Annotated in this window: 29 protein-coding genes; 20 read left to right on the top strand and 9 right to left on the bottom strand. The window is 69.7% G+C overall.

Annotated elements, in window-relative coordinates; genetic code table 11:
• On the bottom strand, nt 1-480 hold a 480-nt coding region (locus CV1CTNOD_RS14625), incomplete at its 3' end, for a CoA transferase (protein ID WP_131786647.1).
• Between the two features lie 513 nt (nt 481-993).
• On the opposite strand from CV1CTNOD_RS14625, the gene mftA reads away from it, so the two are divergent.
• The 11 genes from mftA (at nt 994) to CV1CTNOD_RS14565 (ending at nt 13627) form a co-directional block, all read left to right on the top strand.
• Entirely contained in the window at nt 994-1143 is a 150-nt protein-coding gene (gene mftA, locus CV1CTNOD_RS14620; RefSeq protein ID WP_131786646.1) for a mycofactocin precursor MftA, read from the top strand.
• Between the two features lie 14 nt (nt 1144-1157).
• On the top strand, nt 1158-1466 hold the full coding sequence (mftB, locus tag CV1CTNOD_RS14615) for a mycofactocin biosynthesis chaperone MftB (RefSeq protein ID WP_131786645.1): 309 nt from the start codon (nt 1158-1160) through the stop codon (nt 1464-1466).
• Nucleotides 1463-2716 (top strand): mycofactocin radical SAM maturase, encoded by a 1254-nt coding sequence (mftC, locus tag CV1CTNOD_RS14610; protein ID WP_131786644.1) that lies wholly within the window; start codon nt 1463-1465, stop codon nt 2714-2716. The genes mftB and mftC overlap by 4 nt, the downstream gene beginning before the upstream one ends.
• Nucleotides 2717-2718: 2 nt before the next feature.
• Entirely contained in the window at nt 2719-4872 is a 2154-nt protein-coding gene (locus CV1CTNOD_RS14605) for a mycofactocin system FadH/OYE family oxidoreductase 1 (protein WP_131786643.1), read from the top strand.
• Between the two features lie 104 nt (nt 4873-4976).
• Complete coding sequence (locus CV1CTNOD_RS14600; RefSeq protein ID WP_131786642.1) at nt 4977-6953, top strand: mycofactocin system FadH/OYE family oxidoreductase 2; 1977 nt, start codon at nt 4977-4979, stop codon at nt 6951-6953.
• A gap of 170 nt (nt 6954-7123) precedes the next feature.
• Nucleotides 7124-8122 carry a mycofactocin-associated electron transfer flavoprotein alpha subunit gene (locus CV1CTNOD_RS14595; RefSeq protein ID WP_131786641.1) on the top strand — a complete coding sequence of 333 codons (999 nt, stop codon included), beginning with the start codon at nt 7124-7126 and terminating at the stop codon, nt 8120-8122.
• Nucleotides 8119-9462, top strand: coding sequence for an FAD-dependent oxidoreductase (locus CV1CTNOD_RS14590; protein ID WP_131786640.1), 1344 nt, complete (start codon nt 8119-8121; stop codon nt 9460-9462). Before CV1CTNOD_RS14595 ends, CV1CTNOD_RS14590 begins: the two co-directional genes overlap by 4 nt.
• Entirely contained in the window at nt 9459-9869 is a 411-nt protein-coding gene (locus tag CV1CTNOD_RS14580) for a ferredoxin family protein (RefSeq protein ID WP_207386452.1), read from the top strand. The genes CV1CTNOD_RS14590 and CV1CTNOD_RS14580 overlap by 4 nt, the downstream gene beginning before the upstream one ends.
• A 5-nt stretch (nt 9870-9874) precedes the next feature.
• Complete coding sequence (locus CV1CTNOD_RS14575; RefSeq protein ID WP_242606694.1) at nt 9875-10867, top strand: mycofactocin-associated electron transfer flavoprotein beta subunit; 993 nt, start codon at nt 9875-9877, stop codon at nt 10865-10867.
• A gap of 69 nt (nt 10868-10936) precedes the next feature.
• Nucleotides 10937-11950: an NADP-dependent oxidoreductase gene (locus CV1CTNOD_RS14570; protein WP_207386451.1), complete on the top strand. Its 1014-nt coding sequence runs from the start codon at nt 10937-10939 to the stop codon at nt 11948-11950.
• 402 nt (nt 11951-12352) lie between these two features.
• A complete protein-coding gene (locus CV1CTNOD_RS14565; RefSeq protein WP_131786636.1) occupies nt 12353-13627 on the top strand; it encodes a cytochrome P450 in 1275 nt (424 codons plus the stop codon).
• A 274-nt stretch (nt 13628-13901) separates the two neighbouring features.
• Here CV1CTNOD_RS14565 and CV1CTNOD_RS14560 read toward each other — a convergent pair whose 3' ends face one another.
• The 4 genes from CV1CTNOD_RS14560 to CV1CTNOD_RS27880 all read right to left on the bottom strand — a co-directional run bounded on the left by CV1CTNOD_RS14560 (nt 13902) and on the right by CV1CTNOD_RS27880 (nt 15697).
• A complete protein-coding gene (locus CV1CTNOD_RS14560) occupies nt 13902-14720 on the bottom strand; it encodes a class I SAM-dependent methyltransferase (protein ID WP_131786635.1) in 819 nt (272 codons plus the stop codon).
• A 266-nt stretch (nt 14721-14986) separates the two neighbouring features.
• The gene (locus CV1CTNOD_RS14555) at nt 14987-15271 is read right to left on the bottom strand and encodes a type II toxin-antitoxin system VapC family toxin (protein WP_131786634.1); all 285 of its coding nucleotides are present in this window, start codon (nt 15269-15271) and stop codon (nt 14987-14989) included.
• 12 nt (nt 15272-15283) lie between these two features.
• Entirely contained in the window at nt 15284-15403 is a 120-nt protein-coding gene (locus tag CV1CTNOD_RS28380) for a FitA-like ribbon-helix-helix domain-containing protein (RefSeq protein WP_431607120.1), read from the bottom strand.
• A gap of 18 nt (nt 15404-15421) precedes the next feature.
• Nucleotides 15422-15697: an SDR family NAD(P)-dependent oxidoreductase gene (locus tag CV1CTNOD_RS27880; protein ID WP_131786633.1), complete on the bottom strand. Its 276-nt coding sequence runs from the start codon at nt 15695-15697 to the stop codon at nt 15422-15424.
• A gap of 152 nt (nt 15698-15849) precedes the next feature.
• Between CV1CTNOD_RS27880 and CV1CTNOD_RS14545 the strand changes: the two genes are divergently transcribed.
• The gene (locus CV1CTNOD_RS14545; RefSeq protein ID WP_131786632.1) at nt 15850-16461 is read left to right on the top strand and encodes a nucleotidyltransferase domain-containing protein; all 612 of its coding nucleotides are present in this window, start codon (nt 15850-15852) and stop codon (nt 16459-16461) included.
• Nucleotides 16462-16574: 113 nt separating this feature from the next.
• On the opposite strand, the gene CV1CTNOD_RS14540 is transcribed toward CV1CTNOD_RS14545, so the two are convergent.
• From CV1CTNOD_RS14540 to CV1CTNOD_RS14530, 3 genes are all read right to left on the bottom strand, one after another.
• On the bottom strand, nt 16575-17873 hold the full coding sequence (locus CV1CTNOD_RS14540; RefSeq protein WP_131786631.1) for an MFS transporter: 1299 nt from the start codon (nt 17871-17873) through the stop codon (nt 16575-16577).
• The gene (locus tag CV1CTNOD_RS14535) at nt 17864-18292 is read right to left on the bottom strand and encodes a MarR family transcriptional regulator (RefSeq protein WP_131786648.1); all 429 of its coding nucleotides are present in this window, start codon (nt 18290-18292) and stop codon (nt 17864-17866) included. The genes CV1CTNOD_RS14540 and CV1CTNOD_RS14535 overlap by 10 nt, the downstream gene beginning before the upstream one ends.
• Nucleotides 18293-18525: 233 nt before the next feature.
• A complete protein-coding gene (locus CV1CTNOD_RS14530) occupies nt 18526-19332 on the bottom strand; it encodes an IclR family transcriptional regulator (RefSeq protein WP_131786630.1) in 807 nt (268 codons plus the stop codon).
• Between the two features lie 134 nt (nt 19333-19466).
• Between CV1CTNOD_RS14530 and CV1CTNOD_RS14525 the strand changes: the two genes are divergently transcribed.
• The 4 genes from CV1CTNOD_RS14525 to CV1CTNOD_RS14510 all read left to right on the top strand — a co-directional run bounded on the left by CV1CTNOD_RS14525 (nt 19467) and on the right by CV1CTNOD_RS14510 (nt 23463).
• The gene (locus CV1CTNOD_RS14525) at nt 19467-20834 is read left to right on the top strand and encodes an FAD-binding oxidoreductase (protein ID WP_131786629.1); all 1368 of its coding nucleotides are present in this window, start codon (nt 19467-19469) and stop codon (nt 20832-20834) included.
• 100 nt (nt 20835-20934) lie between these two features.
• A complete protein-coding gene (locus CV1CTNOD_RS14520; protein WP_131786628.1) occupies nt 20935-21132 on the top strand; it encodes a hypothetical protein in 198 nt (65 codons plus the stop codon).
• A gap of 162 nt (nt 21133-21294) precedes the next feature.
• Entirely contained in the window at nt 21295-22899 is a 1605-nt protein-coding gene (gene aceB, locus CV1CTNOD_RS14515) for a malate synthase A (protein WP_131786627.1), read from the top strand.
• 210 nt (nt 22900-23109) lie between these two features.
• Complete coding sequence (locus tag CV1CTNOD_RS14510) at nt 23110-23463, top strand: 3-hydroxyacyl-CoA dehydrogenase NAD-binding domain-containing protein (protein ID WP_207386448.1); 354 nt, start codon at nt 23110-23112, stop codon at nt 23461-23463.
• A gap of 110 nt (nt 23464-23573) precedes the next feature.
• Here the strand turns inward: CV1CTNOD_RS14510 and CV1CTNOD_RS14505 are convergent, their stop codons facing one another.
• Complete coding sequence (locus tag CV1CTNOD_RS14505) at nt 23574-24260, bottom strand: TetR/AcrR family transcriptional regulator (RefSeq protein ID WP_165485523.1); 687 nt, start codon at nt 24258-24260, stop codon at nt 23574-23576.
• Nucleotides 24261-24554: 294 nt separating this feature from the next.
• Here CV1CTNOD_RS14505 and CV1CTNOD_RS14500 point away from each other — a divergent pair, with 294 nt between their 5' ends.
• The 4 genes from CV1CTNOD_RS14500 to CV1CTNOD_RS14490 all read left to right on the top strand — a co-directional run.
• Entirely contained in the window at nt 24555-24872 is a 318-nt protein-coding gene (locus tag CV1CTNOD_RS14500) for a hypothetical protein (protein ID WP_131786624.1), read from the top strand.
• Between the two features lie 7 nt (nt 24873-24879).
• The gene (locus tag CV1CTNOD_RS26695; protein ID WP_165485522.1) at nt 24880-25059 is read left to right on the top strand and encodes a hypothetical protein; all 180 of its coding nucleotides are present in this window, start codon (nt 24880-24882) and stop codon (nt 25057-25059) included.
• Entirely contained in the window at nt 25031-25300 is a 270-nt protein-coding gene (locus CV1CTNOD_RS14495; RefSeq protein WP_131786623.1) for an alpha/beta hydrolase, read from the top strand. Before CV1CTNOD_RS26695 ends, CV1CTNOD_RS14495 begins: the two co-directional genes overlap by 29 nt.
• A gap of 56 nt (nt 25301-25356) precedes the next feature.
• A partial coding sequence (locus CV1CTNOD_RS14490) for an acyl-CoA dehydrogenase family protein (protein ID WP_165485521.1) occupies nt 25357-25579 on the top strand: 223 nt, incomplete at its 3' end.

The raw sequence follows: 25579 nt of genomic DNA, 5'->3' as shown, positions 1-25579 counted from the left end.
ACGGCCCATCGCGTGCAGCGCCCCGGTGATCGCGAGGTAGGAGATGTCGTGCCCGGCGGTCGGCGACAGCGGGCCGTCCTGACCCCAGCCGGTCATCCGGCCGTAGATCAGGCGGGGATTACGGGCCCAGCATGTCTCCGGGCCGACCCCGAGACGTTCGGTGACCCCTGGCCGGTAGCCCTCGATCAGCACGTCCGCCCGCTCGACGAGGTCCAGCACCGCCCGCACGCCCTCGGGGGAGCGCAGGTTGATGGCCACTGAGCGGCGGCTGCGGCGCAGCACGTCCAGCTCCGGCGGCACGATGCTGCCCGACTCGTCCGGACGATCCACCCTGAGCACGTCGGCACCCAGGTCGGCGAGCAGCATCGCAGCGAAGGGTCCCGGGCCGATTCCGGCGAGTTCGACGACGCGTAACCCCGCCAGCGGGCCGGTCGGGCCCGTAGGCGTCGCCGTGCCAGCGGGCGTCGCGTTATCGGTCATCCTGTCTCCGGCCTCAGCTGGGTGGGGAGCCGATCGCGGCTCGTGAGCCTCAGCCTAACCAGGTAGGGAACGTCGCTAATCTGATGACAGATTCCGCCATGGGTGCTACGGCGCCGGATATGACGGCCTGGTAGCGCGTGGAAGCAGTCATGGTCGCGCGCTCACAGGCCAACTGGATCTTGCGGGAGCGATCAGGTGATTCTCTTCCGCAGGTAGGCGCTGATCCACCTGGAGAAGGAGCATGTGGCCCGGCTCGGCGTCGACGCGCCCGGTGCAGGCGCTCCGGATCGAGTAGGCGTTGCGGGTCGAGCAGGAGCGTCGGGTCGAGCGGGTCTGGCCCGGAGGCGATCCGACCATGCCGGGGAGGGCTCCCGGAGTGCGTCCCCGGCGGAAAAGACGGGTCCGGCGGCGCGAGGACTTCCTTTCGGCACCAAGTGCCATTACTGTGACTCGGCACCGGGTGCCATTACTGCGATCCCGCGCACGAATCACTCCAACGACAAGGGAGCAGCCATGGGTGACCACGCAGGCCAGACGTTGGTCGGTGTCGACGAGGATGCGGCCGTCACAGTGCAGGCCGATACCGTCGACACCGTCGACGGTATCGAGACGGAGTTCCTCGTCGAGGACGTCTCCATCGACGGGATGTGCGGGGTCTACTAGACCGCGCACGCCGCATGACCGAGCCCACGGCGGCGGCGCGGGCCGTCCCCGACTTCGCCCTCGACGCCCCCTGGCAGCTGCATCCCCAGGTCTCGGTACGGCCAGAGCCCTTCGGGGCTCTGGTCTACCACTTCGGGACGCGCAGGCTGTCCTTTCTCAAGGACCCGATGCTGCTGCGCCTGGTCCAGGCGCTGCCGGAACATACCTGCGCGCGGGACGCCGCCACGGCGGTCGGTCTCACCGAGGCCGACCTGCCGCGGTACCACCGCGCCCTTGCCACGCTGGCGGCATCCGCCATGCTCGTCGAAAGGAGCTCGCCGTGAACGTCGCCGCGGCGCCGGCCCGCCTGGTCGACCACTTCCAGCACGGCCTGGCCGCCCCGATCTGCCTGACCTGGGAACTCACCTACGCCTGCAACCTGGCCTGCGTGCACTGCCTGTCCAGCTCGGGGCGGCGCGACCCGCGCGAGCTGACGACCGCGCAGTGCAAGGCGGTCATCGACGAGCTCGAGCGCATGCAGGTCTTCTACGTCAACATCGGCGGCGGGGAACCGACCGTCCGTCCGGACTTCTGGGAGATCGTCGACTACGCGACCGCCCACCACGTCGGCGTGAAGTTCTCCACCAACGGGGTGCGCATCACCCCGCAGGTCGCCGCCCGGCTCGCCGGCAGCGACTACATCGACGTGCAGATCTCGCTGGACGGCGCCAGCCCAGAGGTCAACGACGCGGTACGCGGTGAGGGTTCCCACGCCACCGCCGTGCGCGCCATGCAGAACCTGGCCGACGCCGGCTTCGCGGGATTCAAGCTGTCCGTCGTCGTCACCCGGCACAACGTCGGCCAGCTCGACGAGTTCAAGGCCATCGCCGACCGGTACGGCGCCCAGCTGCGGCTGACCCGGCTGCGCCCGTCCGGCCGCGGCGCCGACGTCTGGGACGACCTGCATCCCACCGCCGGCCAGCAGCGTGAGCTCTACGACTGGCTCGTAGCCCATGGCGAGCAGGTGCTCACCGGCGACTCCTTCTTCCACCTGTCCGCCTACGGCCAGGAGCTGCCCGGGCTGAACCTGTGCGGTGCCGGCCGGGTGGTCTGCCTGATCGATCCGATCGGGGACGTCTACGCCTGCCCGTTCGCCATCCACGACTCCTTCCTCGCCGGCAACGTCCGCGAGCCCGGCGGCTTCCAGCGGATCTGGCGCTCCTCGGAACTGTTCACCGAGCTGCGGGCGCCGCAGAGCGGGGGTGCGTGCACCTCCTGCGCGCATTTCGACTCCTGCCGGGGCGGCTGCATGGCCGCCAAGTTCTTCACCGGCCTTCCCCTGGACGGCCCGGATCCCGAGTGCGTCCAGGGTTACGGAGTCGACGCCTTGCTGGCCCGCGGTGAGGCCAGCGTCCCGAAACCCTCCGGCGACCATTCCCGCGGTGCTGCTCCCAGTGGTGCTGCTCCCAACGGTGGTACTCCGAAGACGCCCCGCCGCAGTGGGCCGGGGCCAGTTCCGGTGGTCATCGGCCGCGCGCCGGTGAGCGCCTGCCAGCAGGACCCGCTGGCCGGGTTTGCGCCCGCGGGGCACTGACCATGCCCACCCCGCGTCTGGTCGACCCGTTGGTGCTGGGGGCGCGGTGCGCTCCGTCCCGGGTGCTGTTCGGACCGCACGAGACCAACCTCGGTCACCGGCGCTCCTTAAGCCCCCGGCACGTCGCCTACTACGCCCGCCGGGCGGCGGGCGGTGCCGGCATCGTCGTCACCGAGACGGCGTCGGTCACCGGCGACGACTGGCCCTACGAGCGGGCGCCGCTGGCCGCCGACTGCAGGCCCGGCTGGTCGGCGGTGCTCGACGCCTGCCGGCCGCACGGCACCCTCGTGCTCGCCGGGCTGGGCCATGCCGGTGGGCAGGGCTCGAGCGCGTTCTCCCAGTCGGTGATGTGGGCGCCGTCACCGGTGGCCGACGCGGGTAGCCGCGAACTGCCCGCGGAGATGGAGCAGACCGAGATCGACGCGGTCGTCGAGGGTTTCGCCGCCGCGGCCCGGCTGGCCGCGGCGGCTGGTACCGACGGCGTCGAAATCGACGCCGGGGTCGTCTCCCTGCTGCGCCAGTTCCACTCCGGGCTGACCAACCAGCGAGGGGACGGCTACGGCACCGATCGGCTGCGCCTGACCCGCGAGGTGCTCGCCGCGGTACGCGGCGCGCTGGGGGCCGACCGGATCCTCGCGCTGCGGCTGTCCTGCGACGAGCTCGCGCCCTGGGCCGGGGTGACCCCCGAGCATGCGGCCGAGCAGGTCGCCGCCCTCGCCGGCGACATCGACCTGCTCGTCGTGGTGCGCGGCGGTCCCTTCTCCGCCTCGGCCTACCGGCCCACCGCCCACACGCCGCCGGCGTTCAACCTGGAGCTGTGCCGGCAGATGCGGGCCAGCGCCGCCGGGCGCGTCCCCGTGGTGCTGCAGGGCAGCGTCGTGGACGTGGCGGTGGCCGAGGCTGCCCTGGCCGGCGGTGTCGCCGACATGGTCGAGATGACCCGGGCGCAGATCGCCGAGCCCGACCTGGTGCGCCTCGTGCGCGCGGGGACGGCCGAACAGGCGCGGCCCTGCATCCTGTGCAATCAGGCCTGCCGGGTGCGTGACAACCGCAATCCGATCGTGAGCTGTGTCGGTGAGCCGTACAGCGGCTACGAGACCGCCGGGGAAACCGTCGCGGGCACCGACCCGCGGGCCCGCGACGTGCTGGTGGTCGGCGGTGGACCCGCCGGGCTGGAGTCCGCCCGGGTGCTGGCGCTGCGCGGGCACCGGGTCCGGCTGGCCGAACGCACCGGCGCGCTCGGCGGGGCGCTGCGGGCCGCCTCGGTCGGCCCCGGCCGGACCCGGCTGGCCCTGCTCACCGACTGGCTGGAAGCGCAGTGCCGCCGGCTGGGCGTGCAGGTCGACCTCGGTGTCGAGGTGACCGTCGACGATCTCGACACGGCCGCGGCGGACGGCTGGGACGTCGTGCTCGCCACGGGCTCCCGGCCCGTGCCCCGCTGCTACGGACCGGCCGATGCCGATGCCGATGCCGATGCCGATGCCGATGGCGGTGGCGGCGAGGGCGGGGGCCGTCCCGACATCGACAGGACGACTGCCGATGGTGCCGGGGCCGGCGAGAGTGGCAGCGGCGCCGCCGAGGGTCGTCCCGACATCGGCGGGACGATTGTGCTCGACGTGCTCGACGTGCTGCGCGGCGGTCTGGACGCCGTTCCCCCCGGGCCGGTGTTCGTCCACGATCCGGTCGGGGGACCGGTGGCGATCGGGCTCGCCGAATGGCTCGCCGGTGCCGGGCGTGAAGTGGCCCTGGGCACGCCCGACACCGTGGCGGGCACCTTGCTGTCCCTCCCCGGTGATCTCGCGCCGGCCAACACCCGGCTCCAGCGGGCGGGTGTGCGCCGCCAGCTGCGGGTGCTGCTGCGGTCGGTCGGCGGTGGGCGGGTCGTGCTGGAGGACGTCTGGACGGGTGAGCGCCGTGTGCTGCCGTGTGCGGTGCTCGTCGACTGCGGTCACCGCCTCCCCGAGGAGACCCTGTACACGGCCCGTCCGGGCACGCCCCGGGCCGGCGACTGCGTGGCGCCGCGGACGGTCCTCGAAGCGGTTCTGGAGGGCCGCCGGCGGGCACTTGAGGTCGGGGCGGGGCATACGAGCCTCCCGGCGGCCTGGCCGCCGGCCGCCGCACACCGAGGGCCGCCGGCCGCGGCACACCGAGGTTAGCGCCGGCAGGCCGGCGATCCGTATCCGCCGGTACACCGGTGATCCCCGTATGCCGGCGCGCCAGCACTCCGCACACAGGAACAACCCGTCCACAGGAAGGCGACATGAGTGCCACCAGCCGCTATCGGCACCTGTTCAGCCCGCTGCGCATCGGTCCGATTACGGTTGATAACCGCGTGGTCTTCTCGGCGCACCTGACCAACTACGCGCAGGACGGTCTGCCCTCCGAGCAGCACGCGGCCTACTACGCGGCCAGGGCTGCGGGCGGCGCGGGGATGATCATCACCGAGGAGCACTCGACGCATCCCACGGACTGGCCGTACGAGAAGCTCATCCACGGGTTCAATCCGGAGGTGATCCCCGGCTACCGGCGGATCACCGATGCGGTGCACGCGCACGGCGTGCCGATCCTCGCCCAGATCAACCACAACGGCGGCCAGGCGTCGTCGATGTACTCGCGGTTGCCGGTGTGGGCACCCAGCCCGGTGCCCGACCCGCTGTTCCGCGAGGTGCCCAAGGCCGTCGAGCCGCACGAGTTACAGGAAGTGATCGCCGGCTACGGGCTGGTCGCCGCGCACTGCGTCGCCGGGGGGTTCGACGGCATCGAGCTGCAGTGCTCCCACTCGTCCATCGTGCGCGGGTTCCTCTCCCCGGCGACCAACCGGCGCACCGACGCCTACGGGGGAACGCTCGCCAACCGGGCCCGCCTGCTGCTGGAGATCGTGGACGTGGTCCGCGAGGCCATCGGCCCGCGGCACGCCCTCGGCGTGCGTATCTGCGGCGACGAGCTGATCGAGGGCGGAACGACGATCGAGGAAGCCGTCGCCGTTGCCCGGCTGGTGGACGCCACCGGAAAGGTCGACTACATCAACACCTCGATCGGGGTCGCCACCGCGACGCTTTACATGATCGAGGCGAGCATGCAGGTGCCGCCGGGCTACGCGATGTTCATTCCGAGCGCGATCCGGCAGGTGGTGAGCATCCCCGTCGTCGGTGTCGGCCGGTTCAAGGACCCCCTGCAGGCGGACCGGGCCCTGGCCGCGGGACACGCCGACCTCATCGGGGTGGTGCGCGGGCAGATCGCCGACCCCGACTTCGTGGCCAAGGCCCGCGCCGGCCACGCCACCGAGATCCGTACCTGCCTGTCCTGCAACCAGGAATGTGTGGGACGGATGGGGCTCAACCGGTGGCTGGGCTGCATCGAGAATCCGCGTACCGGCCGGGAGTCGGTGCCGCTGCCGGCGCCGCGCCGCCGCGGGCAGCGGGTCCACGTCGTCGGCGGCGGTCCCGGCGGCATGCAGGCCGCTGTCACCGCCGCCCAGCGCGGGCACCACGTCACCCTGTTCGAACGGTCGCCGCGGTTGGGCGGCCAGGTGCCGGTGGCGGCCGCCGTGCCGAGCCGAGCCGAGTTCCTCGACATCGCGCGCAACCTGATCGCGCACGTGCAGCGGATCGGCGTCGAGGTGAGGACCGCGACCGAGGTGGACGCGGACTTCCTGCGTTCCCAGGCTCCGGACGCGGTGGTGCTGGCGACGGGCGCCCGCCCGAACCCCCCGTGGTGGGCGGCGGGGCATCCCCGGGTCGTGGACGTGCGTGACGTGCTGGAGGGACGGGCGGATCCGGCGGGAAGCGTCGTGGTCGTCGACGAACTGGGATTCCACCAGGCCACCTCCACCGCGGAGCTGCTGGCCGACCGGGGATGCCAGGTCGAGGTCGTCACCAACGGCATGGTCGTGGGGCAGGATCTCGGCGTGACCCTGGACCTGGAGACCTGGAACGTCAAGGCCGCGGCCAGAGGCATCGTCCAGAGCACCGACCTGGTGCCGATGGGGGTGACATCCGGTGCGGACGGCGGTGTGGTGCTCGCCCTGCAGCACCATCCCACCGGCACCGACATCCACCGCGCCGTGGACTGGGTGGTGTGCGCCGTCCAGCAACAGCCGGAGGACACGCTGTGGCGCAGCCTGCGCGGGGACGCGGGTGCGCTCCCGTTCCCCGTCCATCGGGTGGGTGACTGCCTGGCGCCCCGGCGGGCGCACGCGGCGGTCGTCGAGGGCCAGCGCGTGGCGGTGTCGCTGTGAGCGTAGGAGGGCGTGAGCGTAGTGGTCGTCCGAGGGACGAGGAGGGCCGCGTAGGGAACGGCCGACGGAGCGATCCGGGGGCTGTGAGTGTAGGAGGGCGTGAGCGTAGTGGTCGTCCGAGGGACGAGGAGGGCCGCGTAGGGAACGGCCGACGGAGCGATCCGGGGGCTGTGAGTGTAGGAGGGCGTGAGTTCCTTCCGGGAGGGGCGGCGCTTGCCCTGGTGGTGGCACGGGGCGGGGTCCTGCCGTTGGGTGCGCAGGAGAGCATCGCCGAGGCCGGTGGGCAGGTGCTGGTCATCGGTGGCGGGGCCAAAGCGGCGGCGCAGTCGGTCACGGGCGCGTCGGCGCTGTGGTGGAGCGACACCGGTCCCGGGCTGCGCGTCGGCGCGGTCGCCCGGGTGCTGGCCGACGTGCTCGCCGACGTGCCGCTGCTGTTGCTGCCGGCGTCCCCGGACGGCCGTGACCTGGCACCAAGGCTGGCCGCCGAACTCGACCGTCCGCTGCTTGCCGGCGCAGTCTCGGTCCGCCGTGATGGCGCCGTGGTGCGGGCGGAGCTGTCGAGGGTGGACGGCCGGCTGCTGCTCACGGTCGAGTGTGCGCAGCCCGCAGTGGCGACCCTGCTGCCGGGCGTGCGCACCGTGTCCGCGGTCGGGCACCAGCCCGACCCGTGTGAGGTGACGCTTCCGGCCCTGCCGCCGCAGGTGTGGGACGTCGACGTCGTCGAGGTGGTCGAACCGGACCCGGCGACGATGGACCTCGGCGAGGCCGGTCGGGTTGTCGGCGGCGGCGCGGGGCTGGTGCCCGCCGGAGCCGGTGGGGATCAGGCGCGGGCGTTGTTCGACCTGCTGGCAGGTGTGTCGGCGGCGCTCGGCGCCTCGGCGGGGGCGACCCGGGTCGCCACCGACGCCGGCTGGATCGGCTATGACCGCCAGATCGGCACGACCGGTGTCACGGTCGGCCCCGAGCTGTACGTCGCGTTCGGGATCTCCGGTGCGAGCCAGCATGTCGGGGGTCTGGGGTCGCCCCGGCACGTGGTGAGCGTCAACGTCGACCCGTCCTGTCCGATGACTGCCATGGCCGACCTCGGCCTGGTCACCGACGCCCGTGACCTGCTGGTGGAGCTGGCCCGGCGATTCGGCGTCACCGTTGCCGAGGAGGTCCGGCCGTGACGGCAACGCCCGCACAATCCGCATCGTCCTTACAGCCCGCACCGTCCTTCGACGCGGTCGTCGTCGGCGCCGGCCCCGCGGGGTCGGCCGCCGCGCTCGAGCTGGCCCGGGCGGGAAAGTCCGTCGTGCTCCTTGAGCGGGGGCCGTTTCCCGGGGCGAAGAACGTCTACGGCGGTGTGATCTACGGTCGCATCCTGGACGAGGTCCTCCCCTCCTGGTGGGAGGAGGTCCCGGTCGAGCGCTGGGTGGTGCGGCGGTCGACGATGATGATGACACCGACGCGGTCGCTGTCCATCGACTACCGCAGCCAGGCGTGGGGCGCCGCCCCCTACAACGGGATGACCACCTACCGGGCGGACTTCGACAGCTGGCTGGCGGGCAAGGCCGTGGCCGCGGGCGCGCGGCTGATCACCTCGACCGTGGCCACCGGGTTGCTGCGCGACGCCGCCGGCCGCGTCGTCGGTGTGCGCACCGACCGGGAGGACGGAGACCTGCGCGCGAAGGTCGTGATCGCCTGTGACGGGGTGAACTCGTTCCTGGCGAAGGAGGCCGGCCTGCTGCCGCCGGCCGACGCGGCGCACCACACCCTCGGCGTCAAGGAAGTGCTGTCGCTGCCGGAAGAGGTGATCGACGAACGTTTCGGGGTGCGGCGCGCCGAAGGCGTGGACATCGAGATGCTCGGCTGCACCCGCGGGATCCCCGGCGGAGGCTTCCTCTACACCAACGCGGACACGGTCAGCGTCGGCGTGGTGCTGTCCCTGCCCCAGCTGGCAGCCGCGAAGGTACGTCCCGAGGAGATCGTCGCCGACGTCAAGACGCACCCGTCCATCGCGCCGTATCTGCGCGGGGCGACGGTCAAGGAGTACTCCGCCCATCTGATCCCCGAAGGGGGCTACGACGCGATGCCGCGGCTGCACGCCGACGGGCTTCTGCTTGCCGGTGACGCCGCCGGCATGACGCTTGCCGCCGGCATCTGGCTGGAAGGAGTCAACTTCGCCATCGGCTCGGGGCTGGCGGCGGGTCGGGCCGCGGCTCGGGCGGTCACCGCGGGTGACGTGTCGTCGGCCGGGCTCGCCTCCTACCGGTCCGACCTGGACAGCCAGTTCGTGCTGGCCGACCACAGGAGGTTGCGTGGCGCGCCCGAGGTGATCCTGTCCGAACGGATCCAGCAGCGGTATCCCGGCCTGATCACCGACATCGCCGAAGGGGTGTTCACCGTGACGAACCCGACGCCCAAGCCCGGGATCACCCGGCTGCTCCGGCGGGCGGCGAAGCGTAACGGCGTGAGCCTGTGGGAACTGGCCGCCGACGCCGTCCGGATCGGCAGGGTGTTCCGATGAGCCTCATCAGGGGTCGCCGCCGCAGGGCCGGGCAGGCGGGTCCGGCGGGTCCGGCGGGTCCGACGGGTCCGGCAGCCACGGCCGGCTCGGCCGGTATGACCGGGGCCGCCACGGACGAACGCTGGAACGACATCTCCTTCGAGGACCGGATGGCCACCGTCGACTTCCGGGTCGGCGAACGGGCCCACATCGTGGTCGACTCCGACGTCTGCCGCTCGTGCACCACGAAGGCGTGCGTGACCGCCTGCCCGGCCAACCTGTTCGCCCCGACCGCCGACGGCGGCATCCTGTTCAACTACGAGCAGTGCTTCGAGTGTGGGACGTGCTACATGGTCTGCAACGGTGAGAACGCGATCAGATGGACTTATCCGGACGGCGGGCAGGGCGTCGTCTTCCGGCGGGGGTGACGGCCATGACGTCGCAGCCGTCCGGGTCGGCGGGGTCACCGCTTGTCGTCGTGTGCCTGCGCCACACCGATCTGCGGCCGGAGGTCGACCCACTGACCGGGGTCGTCACCCGGGACCCGCGCGGTGCCGGGATCTGCCCGGCCGAGCAGGCTGCTTTCGAGCACGCGCTACGGATCGCCGACGCCTGGGATGGGTCGGTGCTGGCCGTGGCCGCCGGCCCGGTCGCCGCCGAGGAGACGCTGCGCGGCGCGATCGCGCTCGGCGCGCGGGTGCTGCGGGTCCCGTGGCCGGTGCCGGTGCCGGGGGCGCACACCGGTGATCCGCATCGTGGTGACGATCCACGTCATGCCGGTGAGCCGCTCGGGTCGGCGCAACATTACCTCGACGATCTAGGCCGGGACGAGCGTGCCCTGGCCCGCAGCCTCCTTGCCGCGATCCGTATCGTGGGGGAGCCGGCGCTGGTGCTCTGCGGCGACAGGTCCCCGGACCGGGGCACGGGCGCACTGCCCGCGCTGCTGGCGCACGAACTTGGCGCCGCCCAGGCGCTCGGGCTGGTCGACCTGCGCGTCGACGGCGGCCTGCTGCTGGCCGAGCGCCGCCTCGACGGCGGTCGGCGGGAACGGCTGCGGGTGTGCCCTCCGGCGGTGTGCTCTGTCGAGGGTGCTGGTGTCCGGCTGCGGCGAGCCTCCCTGCCGGCGACGCTGGCGGCGCAGCGGGCCGAGATACCTGTCGCGGAAGCCGTCGCCGCCCATGCCGGCGCTTCGGAGGCTGCCGTCACGGTCCGCTCGGCACGTCCGTTCCGGCCGCGAACCAGGGTCGTGCCACCGCCGGAGGGCGCCGCTGCCCGGCAGCGCCTGATGGAGCTGACCGGCGTGCTGGTCGCGCACGAACCGCCCACCATCGTTGGGCCCGTGGACGCCGCCGGTGCGGCGGACGCGCTGCTGGCCTTCCTGGAACGCAACGGCTATCTCAGCGATCGGCCCTCCGACGGGTCGTAGCCGCTACCGTCAGCGGTGGGTGCCCAGCATCCGCGGCACCGGCGCCGTCGTATCCGCGGAGGTTAGACGTTGAAGACCGTCAACCGTCAGATCCGTCTTGCCACCCGTCCGGTGGGCCTGCCCAGGCCCGGCGACTGGGAGCAGGTCGAGGAGCCGGTCCCCTCGCCCGGCGAGGGGGAGTTCCTCGTCGAGCTCTGCTACCTCTCCCTCGACCCCGCCATGCGGGGCTGGATGAACGAGGCGCGCTCCTATGTCCGGCCGGTGGCGTTGGGGGAGGTCATGCGCGCCTTCGGAGCCGGCCGTGTCGTCCTCTCCAACCACCCCGGTTTTGCCGTGGGTGACCATGTCACCGGGCTCTTCGGCGTCCAGGAGTACGCCGTCTCCGACGGGCAGGGCGTCGTCACGGTCGACCCCGGCCGGGCGCCGCTGCCGACCTACCTTGGCGCGCTCGGGATGCCAGGCCTGACCGCCTACTTCGGGCTGCTCGACGTCGGCCGTCCTCGACCGGGCGACACCGTGGTGGTCTCGGGAGCCGCCGGTGCTGTCGGCAGCGTGGCGGGGCAGATCGCCAAACGCCTGGAATGCCGTGTCGTCGGTATCGCCGGTGGCGTGCAGAAGTGCGGCTGGCTGGTCGACGAGCTCGGTTTCGACGCCGCCGTCGACTACAAATCGCAGGACGTCCAGGGCGCGCTGCGCAAGTACGCTCCGGACGGTGTCGACGTCTACTTCGACAACGTGGGCGGGGACATCCTCGACGATGTCCTCACCCACCTGGCCCGCGGCGCGCGCGTGGTCATCTGCGGCGCCATCTCGCAGTACAACGCGACCACACAGGTCAGGGGGCCGCGAAACTACCGGTCGCTGTTGATCCAGCGCGCGTCCATGACGGGGATGCTCGTCTCCGACTACGCCGACCGCTACCCGGCGGCAACGGCGGACCTGGCCGCCTGGCTGGCGGACGGCTCGCTGCGGCCGCGTGAGGACGTGGTCCCCGGCGGAATCGGGCGTTTTCCCGAAGCACTGCTCATGCTCTTCGCCGGCAGGAACACCGGCAAGCTCGTACTCGAGATCACCGGGTCCTGACACCTGCCGGCTGGACAGGGCCTGTCTGTCTGCGGAGCCCGTTGCGGCGACAGGGCCCGTTGGCGGGGCAGGCGCGCCGCGTCACTGATCTCCATACGCTGTCGATCGATTTGAAATCATAGTCGCACGATAAGGAATATCCGTTCGTCGACCTTCATTCCAGTGCTTTTTGTGGCTGATTTATGGCCTGTTCACCGACCGGACAGCATGCGCTGATGAGATTCACGAAGGTTTCGACGTGGACACGAAAAACCTGCGCCATGGAAGACCGAAGGCGACACGATCATGTTTTCGTGCCCGGGGTTCTTCCGGGCAGGCATGGAGTGCCAGGAAGAACCCCGGCAATAGGAGTGAGGATCGCCGGGCTGCTGTTTTCGATGTCATTTTCGAGAGGAGCTGAACGTGGATCTCACCGTCGAACAGGCCTCTGCGCATGACTCCACCGAGACCACCCCTGCCGTCGGCCAGCCTGCCGTCGGCCAGGCGGTGCTCGACGCCTTCGCTCCCGACTGGCGGCACGATCCGTACCCGAGCTACGAGGTACTGCGCGCGGCCGGTCCGTTTCCGCCTGGCCCGCTCAACCTGAGCCTGGTGCCGCGCTATGCCGAGTGCAACGCCATTTTGCAGAACCCTGCGTGGAGTCATGCGGAGGAGCCCGAGTTGCTGCATCCGGGCAGTGACATCCTGGACCTGCCCGCGTCGTTCCTGTGGATGGAGCCGCCGGACCACACCCGGCTGCGCGGGCTGGTCAGCAAGGCGTTCACGCTCCGCACGATCGAGGGCCTGCGGCCGCGCGTGGAGCAGGTCGTCGACGAGCTGGTCGACCGGGCGGTGGCCGCCGGTGAGGTGGACCTGATCGAGGCGCTGGCCTACCCCCTGCCACTGACTATGATCTGCGAACTGCTCGGGGTCCCAGCCGAAGATCATCCAACCGTCCGGCGGATGTCGGCGGGAATTGCCCGCGGGCTGGATCCCGACGTGCTGCTCACCCCGGAAGAGGTCGCAGCCCGGACCGAGGCGGCCCGGGAGTTCATCGAGTTCTTCGGTGCCCTGATCGCGCGACGCCGGGCCCAGCCACAGGACGATCTTATCAGCGCCCTTGCCGCGGTCGAGGCGGCCGGTGATCGACTGACCGCCCACGAGATGCTCGCCACGTTGGTGGTGCTGGTCGTGGCGGGCCACGAGACGACGGTGAATCTGGTGGGTAACGGGGTGCTCGCCCTGCTGCGGAATCCGGGCCAGTTCGCGTTGCTGCGCGACAACCCCGACCTCGCCGCACCCGCGGTGGACGAACTGTTGCGTTACGACGCCCCGTCGCAGCTGACCACCCGGGTCGCGACACGGGAGATCGAGCTGTCCGGACACACCTTTGTGCCCGGCGACGGAGTCATGGTGATGTTCGGGTCGGCAAACAGGGATCCGCACGCCTTCGACGAACCGGACCGGCTGGACCTGACGCGTTACACGGACCGAAACGGTGTGAACCGGCACATGTCGTTCGGCCTCGGCCTGCATTACTGCATCGGCGCGCCTCTCGTCCGGCTGGAAATGGAGATCGCGCTGCGGGCGCTCGCGGGCCGGGCGCCGACGGTCGAGCTGCTCGCCGATCCTCCCGCCTACCGGCCGAATCTCGTGGTGCGCGGCATGGCCGAGCTGCCCGTCCGCTTCACCGGCTGATCGGCACGGTCGAGATCGGCCATCGCCGACATCTCGTCGGCATATGCTGGCGGACACTTGGATCCACATGTGCTGACGGATGCCCGTCTCCACCCATACCCATGCCGTCAGTGGTTCGCGGCGTCGCCCGCCGACGGGGCGCCCGGTTGTCACAAGGAGTAGCCCAGTTTGCTCGTTCGCCTCGTGCACGTCGATGGTGGCTACGAGCAGGTGGGTGTCTGGGCTGGGCGAGTGTCGGTGCCCGGGTGTGGTGAGACCGGGGCAGAGACGCCCGTCAAAACTCCAGCCGGTAGAAGACCGCCATCCTTCTCACGGCGGGGACCAGCTTTGCCGCCTTGGCTATCATGCGGTAGCCCGTCGGTAGCTTCTCGAAGCCGTCGAGGTCGAAGGCGCCCATGGACGTCACGCACCGCAGCCGGGGATCGATCGCCTCGAGTTCCACGCAGCTGTCGATGCCCCACGAGACGGTCGCCCCCGCAGCCTGGATCGCCTTGTTGAACCTCTGCATCCGAATGCCGCGCCTGCTGAACCCGTCGAAGACGAACTGGCCGCTGGGAAAGCGGTTCACGATCCGCTGGAAAAGTCCCTTGCCCTCGTCCTGCCTGAGGTACATCGTCAGGCCCTCGGCGACCACCAGCACAGGGAGATCACTGGGCACCTGCGCCAGCCAGGACGGGTCGGTGACGGACGAACCGATCATCTCGTAACCCCCACGCGAGGGATACAGCTGTCGCCGCAGATCAATCACATCGGGATAGTCCACGTCGAACCACCGCACGCCGGGGCCGGGATCGAGGCGGTAGACGCGGGTGTCCAGGCCGCAGCCCAGGTGCAGCACGGTGGTCTTCGGGTGCGCGGTGAGGAACTCGGCGGTCCACCCGTCGAAGTGCCCGGCCCTGAGGACAACGGCGGCGTGCTCGCCGCGCCGCAGCCCGGTCTTGGTGAAGTCGAAGTCGATCTGTCTGACGGTTTCCAGAGCCATCGTGTCGTGCAGAATGGAGCCGGGTGACTCGGCGTCCAGCGCTCTGCCGTACAACGTCGCGAGCAGCGTGGCCTTCTCACCTGTGAGGTGCGCCTCTGGCACGGGCGCCATGCTACCTATCAGAGCTACCTATCAGACGAGCGGTGGACCTGACATACCACCCAGCCCCTACTCCGAAGCCGAGGGCTGCGGCCCTCCGGTTCCCGTCCCACAAGATCGGACGCCCCTCACGGAGCCCGTGACGGATGGGCCTTACGAGATCGTCACCAACCCGGATCAGCCGCTCTCTGATGCCTCGTTGTCCGTGAGCGGCAGGGTCCGCGAGCGACCTGCTCGTCTGTCCGGTCGCCGACAAGCTCGGTAGGCCCCGTGGCAGCTCACGGGGTAGCAAAGGTGCAGCGCGGTCCGGTGGCCTTCGCCAACCGGAGGTCCAGCGTGGCGAGCTTTGCGCCCAGCGATTCGGCGAGTGCCACGTACCAGCTGTCGTAGGCCGTGACATTCTCCCGCAGCTCCCACACTCTTGTGGCGAACGGCTCGTGGGCGAACAACTCGACCCGAAGGCTCAGCAGGTCCGCGTGGGCCAGGGCTGCGGTATCGGCGGAAATCTCGCCGGCCATGGCGGCGCGGCGCAATACATTGGCGACCGCCACCGGCAGGGTCATCGGCGGTCGGAGTCACGGTGGCCGATGAGAACGTACGTACTCCTGCAGTGAACGACCGCTGAGCGCAGCCCGTGAGGCAAGCTTGTCGCGGGTCTCGTCGGGTACGTCCCGGATGGTGATCGCAGTGACCATAGCAGCATGCTGCTGCTATCAGCAGTGAACAACAAGCGGTCGCCGTGTGAGCGCCGATGGAATCCGCAAACCGGCTCTGACGCACGGGAACGCTACGCGCAGCGCCGTCTCGTTCGTATTGTCAGCGGTGAGGCACACGACCCGCGTTCCCGAGCGCGCAACAGCTTCCGCCGCGGCCTCCACGGTCTCCTTGCCGCGTGCTATGAGGGCGATCGGCAGGCCCTCGTCGGCGAACCGACGCGCAACCGATCGGCCGATCCCCGGTACTGCCCCGATCACCACTGCTCCCGGCATTGCACGCTCCTTCGCCTTCTTGACGGCTGGTGACGGGCAGGTTAAACCCTGACACCCATGCGAAGGTCAACAGTTGATGGCGCAGGTCATACACGGATCGGGGCCAGGGCAGACGATTCTCCACCTATCAGGGGCAAGACAAGATGGACGGCATGACATATGAGCACAGCCCCCTGGGCATGTGGGCCCCCGTGTCCCTGAATGAAGTCTCTGCCCGTTTCGTTGGTGTGAAGACTCCCTGGTGGGTGGCTGGGGGCCTCGCGATCGAGCTCGCGGTCGGCCATCGCATCCGAAACCACGACGATATCGACGTCCTTCTGTTGCGGCGGGACCAGCTCACGGTGCAACAGGTTCTGCCGGACTGGCAGTGGTGGGCCGCCGATCCGCCGGGAAGCCTGCGTCCGTGGATACCCGGCAAGGAACTGCCCGCCGAGGTTCATGACATCTGGTGCCAGCCAGGGCCCGGTGCACCCTGGCAGATCCAGTTCATGCTCGACGAGTCCCACGAACAGGAATGGGTGTCGCGCCGTGATTCTCGGGTACGCCGGACGATCGACACGCTCGGGCTCACATCGACCAGCGGCATCCCCTATCTGGCCCCGGACGTGCAGCTCTTCTACAAGGCCGGGGCACCACGGCCGAAAGACGAGGAAGACTTCACCGCAGTGCTGCCCACGCTGACCGATCAGCAGAGGCGCTGGCTCACCCACGCCATTACCCAGGCATACGGACCCCATTCCTGGATCGACCGGCTGCGGGCGTGAGTAGGGACTGGCGGTAAGATCGAGATGCGGGCACCCGGTTTGCTAACACGAGCTCATCGCGTCAGAAGGATGCGTCTCAGTGTGATCGTCCGGTGTGATCTGATTCGGGCCTTTCAGCGACGAGGACCGGTGAGGTTCGTCCGTCGCGCCGGTATCGGCAAAGTTGGACGTTGGCTCTCGCTGGGTGGTGTCCTGGAGGACCGGCGTAGCTCGGGCGTGGCCGCGCCGATAAGAGTCACCATCGCCACGCATAGCAGGCCACCGCTCACCAGAGCTGTCATTCCCGACGTCGTGGCGGCGATCAGACCGCCACGCATGTTGCCGACGTCCGGGCCGGCCTGGCCGACGATCTGCTCGGCGGCGACCACTCGGCCGAGCAGCGCGTTCGGGGTATGCAGTTGCACGATCGTGCCGCGGGAGACCACCGCAACAGTATCGGCGACACCCGCCAACACCAGGAAGGCCAGCCCCATCCAGGGGTTCGGCGAGATTCCGAACAGCGCTAGCGCCATGCCCCAGGCGGCCGAGCCACCGAGCATCACCAGGCCAGGGCGGGGCAGCCGGGTGAATGCCCCGGAGAAGATTGACGCGATGGCCCCGCCGACTGCGATCGCTGACAGGAACAGCCCGAGGGTGCGCGGGTTGTTCCCGAATCGTTCGGTATTGATCAGTGGAAACAGGCTGATCGGCATCGAAAGCACGGTGGCGGCCAGATCAGTGAGCAGTGCGCCGCGGATCGTAGGATTCCGCGCCAGGAAACCCAGACCATCCAGTATCCCGTACAGGCCCGGACGGGACGACTGACCCTCCGGCCGCATGGCCGGTAGTCCGAACGCGCCGTAGAATACCGCGGCGAAGGTGATTGCGTCGATCAGGTAGCAGCCGCCGACGCCCAGCCACCCGAGGACCAGTCCGCCCAGCGCCGGCCCCAGCAGCATGGCCGCCTGGAAGGCGATCCGGTTCAATGCCAGCCCAGCCGCCAGTTGAGCTTCGGGCAGCAGCCGCGGGATGAAGGTGCGCGACGCCGGGCCGCCACCGGCGACGAAGCAGGACTGCATCGCGACCAACAGTAACATTCCGACCACCGGCAGGTGCCCGAAAAGCCCTTGCGCCGCCAGTAGAATTGAGCACATGGCCTGGCCGGTAATGGCGATCAGGTAGAACTTCCGCCGGTCGCTGCGATCGATGATCGATCCTGCGAAGAGTCCGAACGTGATGATCGGAACCGCCTGCGCCAGGCCGACGGCGCCGGTCCAGACGGTGCTCTCCGTCATCTGCCAGACCTGGAACATCACCGCGACGAGCGCCATCTGGCTACCGAATCCGGAGAACGCCCGGCCGATCCACAGCCGCCGGAACTGCGGTGACGATCGCAGGGGGGCCAGATCGATCAGTGTGCGCCTCACTCCCATGCGACGTCTTCAGCGAGCTTCTCGGCGATCCGGTCGTGGAAGCTTTTACGCCGCAGTACTTCCTCGATGTCTGTGACGACCCGGCTGAGCGGGTACGGGATCTCCGCCTCGATCTCGGCGATGGCGGCCTCAGCGGCCCGCCATTCGGCCGCAAGCCGGTCCACGACGCGGCTGGCCTTGGCCGTGAGCGTCACCTTCTTGCTGCGGGCATCGGCACCCGCAGTGGTCCGGACCAAGCCGGCGGCGCGCATAGCGGCCACCTTCTGGCTTATCGCCGAGTGGGTGCGCTGCACCGATTCGGCCAGCTCGGTGATCGTCATCGGGCCGTGCGCGTGCAGCCGGATCAGCTCCATCACGAAGCTCGGTTTGAGCCCTTCGACGGGCACCTCGGCGTAGATCCGGGCGATGTCAGCATCCATCGCCGCCTGCAGCAGCCGCAATGGCCGCCAGCGGCTGCGCTCGGTCGGGTCAGGGGTGTTGTCTACCGTCACCCAGCTATAGTAACAGTATTTATATAAATACTGTTACATCATGCTGGGAGGCGACTCGGTCAAGCTGACGCTGCCCGTACCGTTCTCGCTACCTCTGGTCCGAAAATCAACTGGACGTGGGCAGGTTGGCGTCCACCGGCCCCGATGAGGTCGCGGGAGCGTCAGACGAGGACGTCGGCGAGCTCGGAGGCGGTGCGCGCGAGCGCGGGCAGCGTACGTTCGACGAGTTCGTCGGTCATGCGCACAGTTGGCCCCGAGACCGACACTGCCATGGGCGACCCGGCCATGAGCGGCACCGCAGGTACCGGGACCGCGACGCAGCGGACACCGATCTCCATCTCCTCCTCGTCGAGGGCGTGGCCGCGCGAACGGATCAGCGACAGCTCGCTCAGCAGCTCGTCGACGTCCGTGATCGTCGTGGGCGTGCGCGGGGTCAGCGGTGAGGTCTCCAGGATCGTCCTCGTCCGGTCGGGGGGGAGCATGGCCAGCAGCGCCTTGCCGACGCCGGTGCAGTACAGCGAGACCCGCCGTCCCACCTCGGTGAACGTCCGCATCGAGTGCGAGCCGGGCGCCTGCGCCACGTACTCCGCGAGGCTGCCTGCCAGCACCGCGAGATTGACCGATTCGCCGAGCTGGTCGGCCAGCCCGCGCAGCACCGGACCGGCCCGCTCGCCGAACAGCGCGTTCGCGCCCGCGCCCAGGGGGACGAGTCTCGAGCCGAGGCAGTACCGGCGGTCGGGCAGCCGCCGGAGGTAGCCGCGTGCGGCGAGGGTCTGGACGAGCCGGTGGATGGTCGGCAGCGGAAGCCCGGTCGCCGCGGCCATCTCACTGAGAGAACACGCTCCATGTGCCGCCTCGACGACCTCGAGCACGGTGAGGGCACGTTGCACCGACTGCACCCCGGCGGCTCCGGAGGTGTTCGGGCCATCCGCGGCTCCCGTCGCCGTGGGGCGCTGATCGAAGGTCATGACTTTCCGAGCCTCCCGCATTGTCTTGACCGCTGCCTGCCGTCCGATCTAGCCTCTGCTTTCACAATGTAATATTAAAATTCCGTATCGTGAAATAACGATACCAAGCGACACCGAGAGACGGTGATGCTTTCGTGGACGCGGCGCTCGCCGAACTGGTTGACGAACTGCCCGATGGTGTGGTTGTCACCGACCCCGACCTACTGGAGAAGTACCGGCGCGATCGGGCCGCCGACCCGCGGGCGGCCATGCCCCTGGCCGCGGTGCGCGCCGAGAGCACCGAACAGGTACAGACCGCCGTGCGCTGGGCGGCGCGTCACCGGGTTCCAGTGGTGCCCCGGGGGGCAGGCACCGGGCTGTCCGGCGGCTCCACCGCCGTGGACGGCGGGATAGTGCTGTCGACCGAGCGGATGCGAACGATGCGGATCGACCCGCTCACCCGCATGGCAGTGGTGCAGCCGGGGCTGCTCAACGGTGAGGTGAAGGCTGCCGCTGCCGAGCACGGCCTGTGGTACCCGCCCGACCCGTCGTCGTTCGAGATTTGTTCGATCGGCGGCAACGTCGCGACGAACGCCGGCGGCCTGTGTTGCGTCAAGTACGGCGTCACCACCGACTACGTGCTCGGCCTCGAGGTGGTGCTGAGCGACGGCACGGCCGTGCGCCTCGGTGGCCCGAGGCTGAAGGACGTTGCCGGTCTGTCGCTGACCAAGCTGTTCGTCGGCAGTGAGGGAACTCTGGGGATCGTCACCGAGGCGACGCTGCGACTGCTGCCGGCCCAGCCGCCGACCAGCACGCTGGTGGCCACCTTCGCCAGCACGCTGGACGCGACGGGGGCGATCCTGGCGATCACCTCGGCCGTGCGTCCGGCGATGCTCGAGTTCATGGACCGCACGTCCATCAACGCCGTCGAGGACATGCTGCGGATGGGGCTCGACCGCGACGCGGCCGCGCTGCTCGTGGCACGCTCGGACAGCCAGTATATCGCCGCCGAGCTCGAGATGAAGACCATGGCCGCGGCGTGCGAGGCGAACGGTGCCACCGAGATTTTCGAGACCGACGACGCGATGGCCGGTGAGGCGTTCGTGGTCGCGCGCCGCAGTGCCATCCCGGCGGTCGAACGCCGAGGCACGGTGCTGCTCGAGGATGTCGGTGTCCCGCTCCCCAGATTGCCTGACCTGGTCGCGGGCATCGAGGCGATCGCCGCGGCCCGGGAGGTCACGATCGCGCTGATCGCCCACGCCGGCGACGGGAACACCCATCCGCTGATCGTCGTCGACCCGGCGGACGAGGACATGGCCCGACGTGCGGAGCTGGCCTTCGGTGAGGTCATGGACCTGGCCATTCGCCTCGACGGCACCATCACGGGCGAGCACGGCGTCGGCCGGCTCAAGAAGGCGTGGTTGGTCGATCAGGTCGGCCCGGATGTGCTCGACCTGTCGCTGCGGATCAAACAGGCGCTCGACCCGATGGGCATCCTCAACCCAGGAGCGATCTTTTCGTGATGACGGGGAGGGGGCCCGGTGGCGTCCGGGTCCTCGCAGGGGACAGCGATCCGGGCGTGGGCGGTCCTGACCGGGGGTCCTGCTCCCGGTCGCGGAGGCCGTGATCTCTATGCCGACCCGCTTCCCTCATCTGTCCGACGTGTCGTTGCACTGGGCGTCCCGGCTGCGCGGTGCGGACGACACGCCGGAGCCCTCCACGACCGCGCTCCAGGACGGGCTGGTCGCGGAGCTGCTGGCGGCGGACGCGCTGCTGCCCGGTGCGCGATGTACACCTCCCACCTCCACGCGGATCGCGTGACAGCGCGGACCACGTGACCGTCGGCCCTCCGCCACAGGGGAACTCCGTGATCCTCCGCACGGGTGCAGGTCGGCGGCGGTGGTTGTGCTGCACCGACGGCTATCGTACGTTGTTCCATAATACGAATTTTAATTTCCACGATACGGAATTCGAGTGTGGTGTATGAGTGAGTTGGACATCCCCGCCGGGATCGAGATCATCGGACCGCGGGTGGACCGGAGCGAGGAGATCCTGACCCGGTCCGCGCTGGATCTGCTCGCCGACCTGCACCGTCGGTTCGGCGCCACCCGCGGTGCCCTGCTCGCCGCCCGCGCGCAGCGGCAGGCCCAGCTGTCCGCGGGCGCGGACCTGGACTTCCTGCCCGAGACGAAGGACGTCCGGGAGGGTGACTGGCAGGTCGCCCCACCCGCGCCCGGCCTGGTCGACCGCCGAGTCGAGATCACCGGGCCCACCGACCGCAAGATGACGATCAACGCACTGAACTCGGGGGCGAAGGTCTGGCTGGCGGACTTCGAGGACGCCAACACCCCGCTGTGGGAGAACATGATCTCCGGTCAGGTCAACCTGCGGGACGCCCTGGACCGCACCATCGACTTCATCAGCCCGGAGGGCAGGCGGTATGTCCTCGGCGACACGACCACCACGATCGTGGTGCGTCCCCGCGGTTGGCATCTCGACGAGAAGCACCTGCTCGTCGACGGCGAGCCCGTCAGCGGCGGTCTGTTCGACTTCGCTCTCTACGCGTTCCACTGCGGCCGGCGTCAGCTCGAGGCGGGCTCCGGACCCTACTTCTACCTGCCGAAGACGGAAAGTCATCGGGAGGCGAGGCTGTGGAACGAGGTCTTCAGCCACACCGAGGACGCCCTGGGCTTTCCCCGTGGCACGATCCGCGCCACGGTGCTCATCGAGACCCTCCCGGCGGCCTTCGAGATGGAGGAGATCCTCTACGAGCTGCGTGAGCACTCCGCCGGGCTGAACGCGGGCCGGTGGGACTACCTGTTCAGCGTCATCAAGAAGCTGCGTGACCGGGGCGGACGGTTCGTCCTGCCCGACCGCAACTCGGTGACGATGACAGCACCGTTCATGCGCGCCTACGCCGACCTGCTCGTACGCACCTGCCACCGGCGGGGCGCGCACGCCATCGGTGGGATGGCCGCCTTCATCCCGAGCCGCCGCGACGCGGCCGTGAACGAGACGGCCGTGGCGAAGGTGCGCGAGGACAAAACCCGCGAGGCCGAGGCCGGCTTCGACGGTTCCTGGGTCGCCCATCCGGACCTGGTGCCGCTGTGCCGGGAGGTGTTCGACGGGGTGCTCGCCGATCGTCCGCACCAGCTCGACCGGACCCGTGACGACGTGACGGTGGACGCGGCCGCACTCCTCGACGTCGCTTCGGCCGGCGGCAGTCAGACCGAGGCGGGGCTGCGCAACAACGTCAGCGTGGCCCTGCAGTACCTGCAGGCATGGCTGCGGGGCAGCGGCGCGGTCGCGATCTTCAACCTGATGGAGGACGCGGCCACCGCCGAGATCGCACGCTCCCAGATCTGGCAGTGGCTGCACCACGGGGTCGTTCTCGACGGCGGCCTGCCCGTCACTCGTGACCTGGTCGAACGGATCATTGTCGAGGAACTGGCCACGATCGCCCAGCGGCTCGGCGACGGGTTCGACGCCGCCGGTTTCGAGCAGGCACGTCTGCTGTTCATCGAGGTGGTGCTGGCCGACGACTTCGCCGAGTTCCTCACCCTGCCCGCCTACGAGCGCATGCCTTGAACCCGGCGGTCGGCGCGTAGCCCGGGGGCGTTCTGGTCGGCCACGGGTCAGGGTTTCAAGGGCGTGACATCACGTCAACGTTGAAGTTGACGAACGTCGGCAGGCGTCGTAGCGTCCGCCATGCGGGACCGGTGCCGGGCTTCTCACGAATCACGAATCACGACGCACCTGCGCCGCACGCATTGCCATGTCGATCGACGGGAGGAACACGTGACGGCAGTCGGTGTCATCGGAGCCGGGACCATGGGCGTCGGCATCGCGTACGTCTTCGCCGCGGCCGACTGCGAGGTCTTCGTCGTCGAGCCGGACCCCGGCCGGGCTCGTGGCTGCGTCGAAGCATCGGCTGCTTCCGGCGCGCTGACGGAAGCCGGCCTCGGGCATGTGGCCGGCGACGTCGTGTGGCTCAGCGTCGAGGGTCTACGTGCGGCCGTCCTCTCGGCGCTGGAAGCTTCGAGCGCCGAGAGGACGGCCGCGTCGTTCGACGGCATGGTGTCCTACGCGCGTTCGCGTGGGTGGGTGAGCCTGGACGGCGAGCGCCTCCAGGCCCACTTTGTGTACGCCTGACGATCAAGCTATCAGTCGCAGGCACCGCCGCCGACGCGGACGTCGATGCCTGTGTGGTGGGGACGCGGGTCAGCGCGGGCGGGGGCGCTGGTCAGTGGGTGCGCCGGGCGTCAGGCCTCCCCGCGACTCCGGCGTCGCCCACGCACGGGTATCTCCATGCCGCGCAGGAAGCTGTCCGCGTAGGCTGAGCCGATCTCGGTCGCGCTGATCGTGGACTCGTCGGGGTTGAACCACCGGTTGGTCCAGCCGGCCATCCCCATGATCCCGTAGGCCATGACCCAGGCGGGCGCCACGGGGCGGATCGAGCCCTCGTCGATGCCCTGCTGCACGAGCTCGATGAGGATCGACTCGTAGTCCCGGTTGATGCGCCGCATGTCGCGTGCCCAGGCGGCGTGCTTGTCCGGCACGTGAGTCAGGTTCTCCTGGATGAAGACGTACAGGATCGGATACTGCTGCTCGTAGGACTCCATCAGCGAGATGATGAGGCGGCGCAGCTTGTCGGGAGCCTTGCCCTCGCCGTCCCGGATACCCTGGGCGACGGTGAGGTTGGCGACCACGGCCTCGCGGACCACTTCGTGGAAGAGTTCTTCCTTGTTGCCCACGTAGTAGTAGAGCGAGGCGCGGTCGGCCCCTGACTCGGCGGCGATGTCAGCGAGGTTGGCGCCCTGTAGGCCCTTCGCTTTGAAGACGCGCGCGGCCGCCGCGACGATCTCCTGCCTACGCTGCAGGTAGGTAGGGTTCGCTTCGTTGCGCGCCGTCTCGCGCCGACGGGCGATGCCGCTCGAAGGCTCAGCCACGGGGTCCTTTCTCACTGCCTCACCAAGGGTCCGCGGGTGCGGTCACACCGGCGTGGTGCCCGTGAGGGCGGCCGCGTCCGGCTGCTTGCCCAGGAAGGGCCCGTGTGCGACGTTTCGTCAACACAAGTGTTTAAGGAGTGCGATGAGCACGTCACTGCAAGAATCCTCCCTCGGCTCGCCGGTGCTGACGGAGGTGTCCGATGGTGTGTTCGCGTATGTCCAGCCGAATGGCAGCTGGTGGATCAACAATACCGGTCTCCTGGTCGGACCTCATGGCGCAGTCGGCATCGACGCGTGTGCGACGGAGGCGCGTACCAGGGCGTACCTCGACAGCATCCGTTCGGTTATGGCGGCCCCGGCGCGTACCTCGTCAACACCCATCACCACGGCGATCACACCCATGGCAGCCCCCTGTTCCGGGACGCCATGATCGTGGCGCACGAGCAGACCAGAGCGGCCGTCATCGAGGCCGGCAGCTGGCGAGACCCGCCGTTCTGGACGCACTTCGACCTGGGCGACGTCGAGCTTGAGCCGCTGTCGCTGACCCATCGTGAGGGAGTCACCCTCTGGGTCGCCTACAACGGGGGCCGCCCCCTGACCGGCCTGGCCTGAGCGCGCCGTGCCTCTCACCGCGCAGTGCCGACGCCTGCTCGACCGGTTCGAAGAGCTGGGAGTCCTGCCTTACGACTGCATGAGTGTTCTGCAGGCGAGGGAGTCCGTCGCCGCTGGCAAGCGCCTGCAGGGACCCCCGGAGGACGGCGCGGACCCGTATGCCGCCCCGGCCGCGCGGCCGACCTGACCAGGCTCCCGCCGACCTGCTGGTGACGGCGGAGTACGACGTGCTGCGCGACGAGGGCATCGACTACGCGGCACGCCTGCGCGACGCGGGTGTGCCGGTGGCCGCCGTCCACTACGACGGGTTGATCCACGGCTTCTTCTGGATGGCGAAGGTCGTCGACGAGGCCCGCGACCTGCCAGACCGCATCGCACGGTGGCTCCACGCGACACTCATCGAGCCCGTCAACGCAAGGGTTGACTGAAGCTCGATCGAGTCCTACGTTGCACACGCCGAGCCTGTTCGACGTGGAGGAAGCCTGTGAGCGAGAACCGATTAAACCGTTCGCCTGTCCTCGACGAGCCGAAGGAACGCCGCGCGCTGCGCGAGAGCGTGGGCCGGTTGGTGGACAAGTACGGCCGGTCGTACTTCCAGGACGTGGCCCGCCGGCAGGAGTTCACGCACGAGTTGTGGGCGGACCTCGGGCAGGCCGGATTCCTCGGCGTGCAGCTGCCCGAGGAGCATGGCGGCGGCGGTGGCGGGC

Source organism: Protofrankia symbiont of Coriaria ruscifolia, assembly GCF_900634745.1.
GTDB lineage: Bacteria > Actinomycetota > Actinomycetes > Frankiales > Frankiaceae > Protofrankia > Protofrankia californiensis.
The sequence above is the reverse complement of the archived record's forward strand: the minus strand, read 5'-3'. Positions and strand labels throughout refer to the sequence as shown.

What these genes read in the sequence shown, in the direction of transcription:
- CV1CTNOD_RS14535 (WP_131786648.1), bottom strand. Translation starts at nt 18,292, where the DNA reads ATGGATGCTGACATCGCCCGGATCTACGCCGAGGTGCCCGTCGAAGGG.
- CV1CTNOD_RS14555 (WP_131786634.1), bottom strand. Translation starts at nt 15,271, where the DNA reads ATGACCCTGCCGGTGGCGGTCGCCAATGTATTGCGCCGCGCCGCCATG.
- CV1CTNOD_RS14530 (WP_131786630.1), bottom strand. Translation starts at nt 19,332, where the DNA reads ATGACCTTCGATCAGCGCCCCACGGCGACGGGAGCCGCGGATGGCCCG.
- mftA (WP_131786646.1), top strand. Translation starts at nt 994, where the DNA reads ATGGGTGACCACGCAGGCCAGACGTTGGTCGGTGTCGACGAGGATGCG.
- CV1CTNOD_RS14545 (WP_131786632.1), top strand. Translation starts at nt 15,850, where the DNA reads ATGACATATGAGCACAGCCCCCTGGGCATGTGGGCCCCCGTGTCCCTG.
- CV1CTNOD_RS14575 (WP_242606694.1), top strand. Translation starts at nt 9,875, where the DNA reads ATGACGTCGCAGCCGTCCGGGTCGGCGGGGTCACCGCTTGTCGTCGTG.
- CV1CTNOD_RS28380 (WP_431607120.1), bottom strand. Translation starts at nt 15,403, where the DNA reads ATGGTCACTGCGATCACCATCCGGGACGTACCCGACGAGACCCGCGAC.
- aceB (WP_131786627.1), top strand. Translation starts at nt 21,295, where the DNA reads ATGAGTGAGTTGGACATCCCCGCCGGGATCGAGATCATCGGACCGCGG.
- CV1CTNOD_RS14495 (WP_131786623.1), top strand. Translation starts at nt 25,031, where the DNA reads ATGCCGCCCCGGCCGCGCGGCCGACCTGACCAGGCTCCCGCCGACCTG.
- CV1CTNOD_RS14600 (WP_131786642.1), top strand. Translation starts at nt 4,977, where the DNA reads ATGAGTGCCACCAGCCGCTATCGGCACCTGTTCAGCCCGCTGCGCATC.
- CV1CTNOD_RS14540 (WP_131786631.1), bottom strand. Translation starts at nt 17,873, where the DNA reads ATGGGAGTGAGGCGCACACTGATCGATCTGGCCCCCCTGCGATCGTCA.
- CV1CTNOD_RS14560 (WP_131786635.1), bottom strand. Translation starts at nt 14,720, where the DNA reads ATGGCGCCCGTGCCAGAGGCGCACCTCACAGGTGAGAAGGCCACGCTG.
- CV1CTNOD_RS14605 (WP_131786643.1), top strand. Translation starts at nt 2,719, where the DNA reads ATGCCCACCCCGCGTCTGGTCGACCCGTTGGTGCTGGGGGCGCGGTGC.
- mftB (WP_131786645.1), top strand. Translation starts at nt 1,158, where the DNA reads ATGACCGAGCCCACGGCGGCGGCGCGGGCCGTCCCCGACTTCGCCCTC.
- CV1CTNOD_RS14580 (WP_207386452.1), top strand. Translation starts at nt 9,459, where the DNA reads ATGAGCCTCATCAGGGGTCGCCGCCGCAGGGCCGGGCAGGCGGGTCCG.
- CV1CTNOD_RS27880 (WP_131786633.1), bottom strand. Translation starts at nt 15,697, where the DNA reads ATGCCGGGAGCAGTGGTGATCGGGGCAGTACCGGGGATCGGCCGATCG.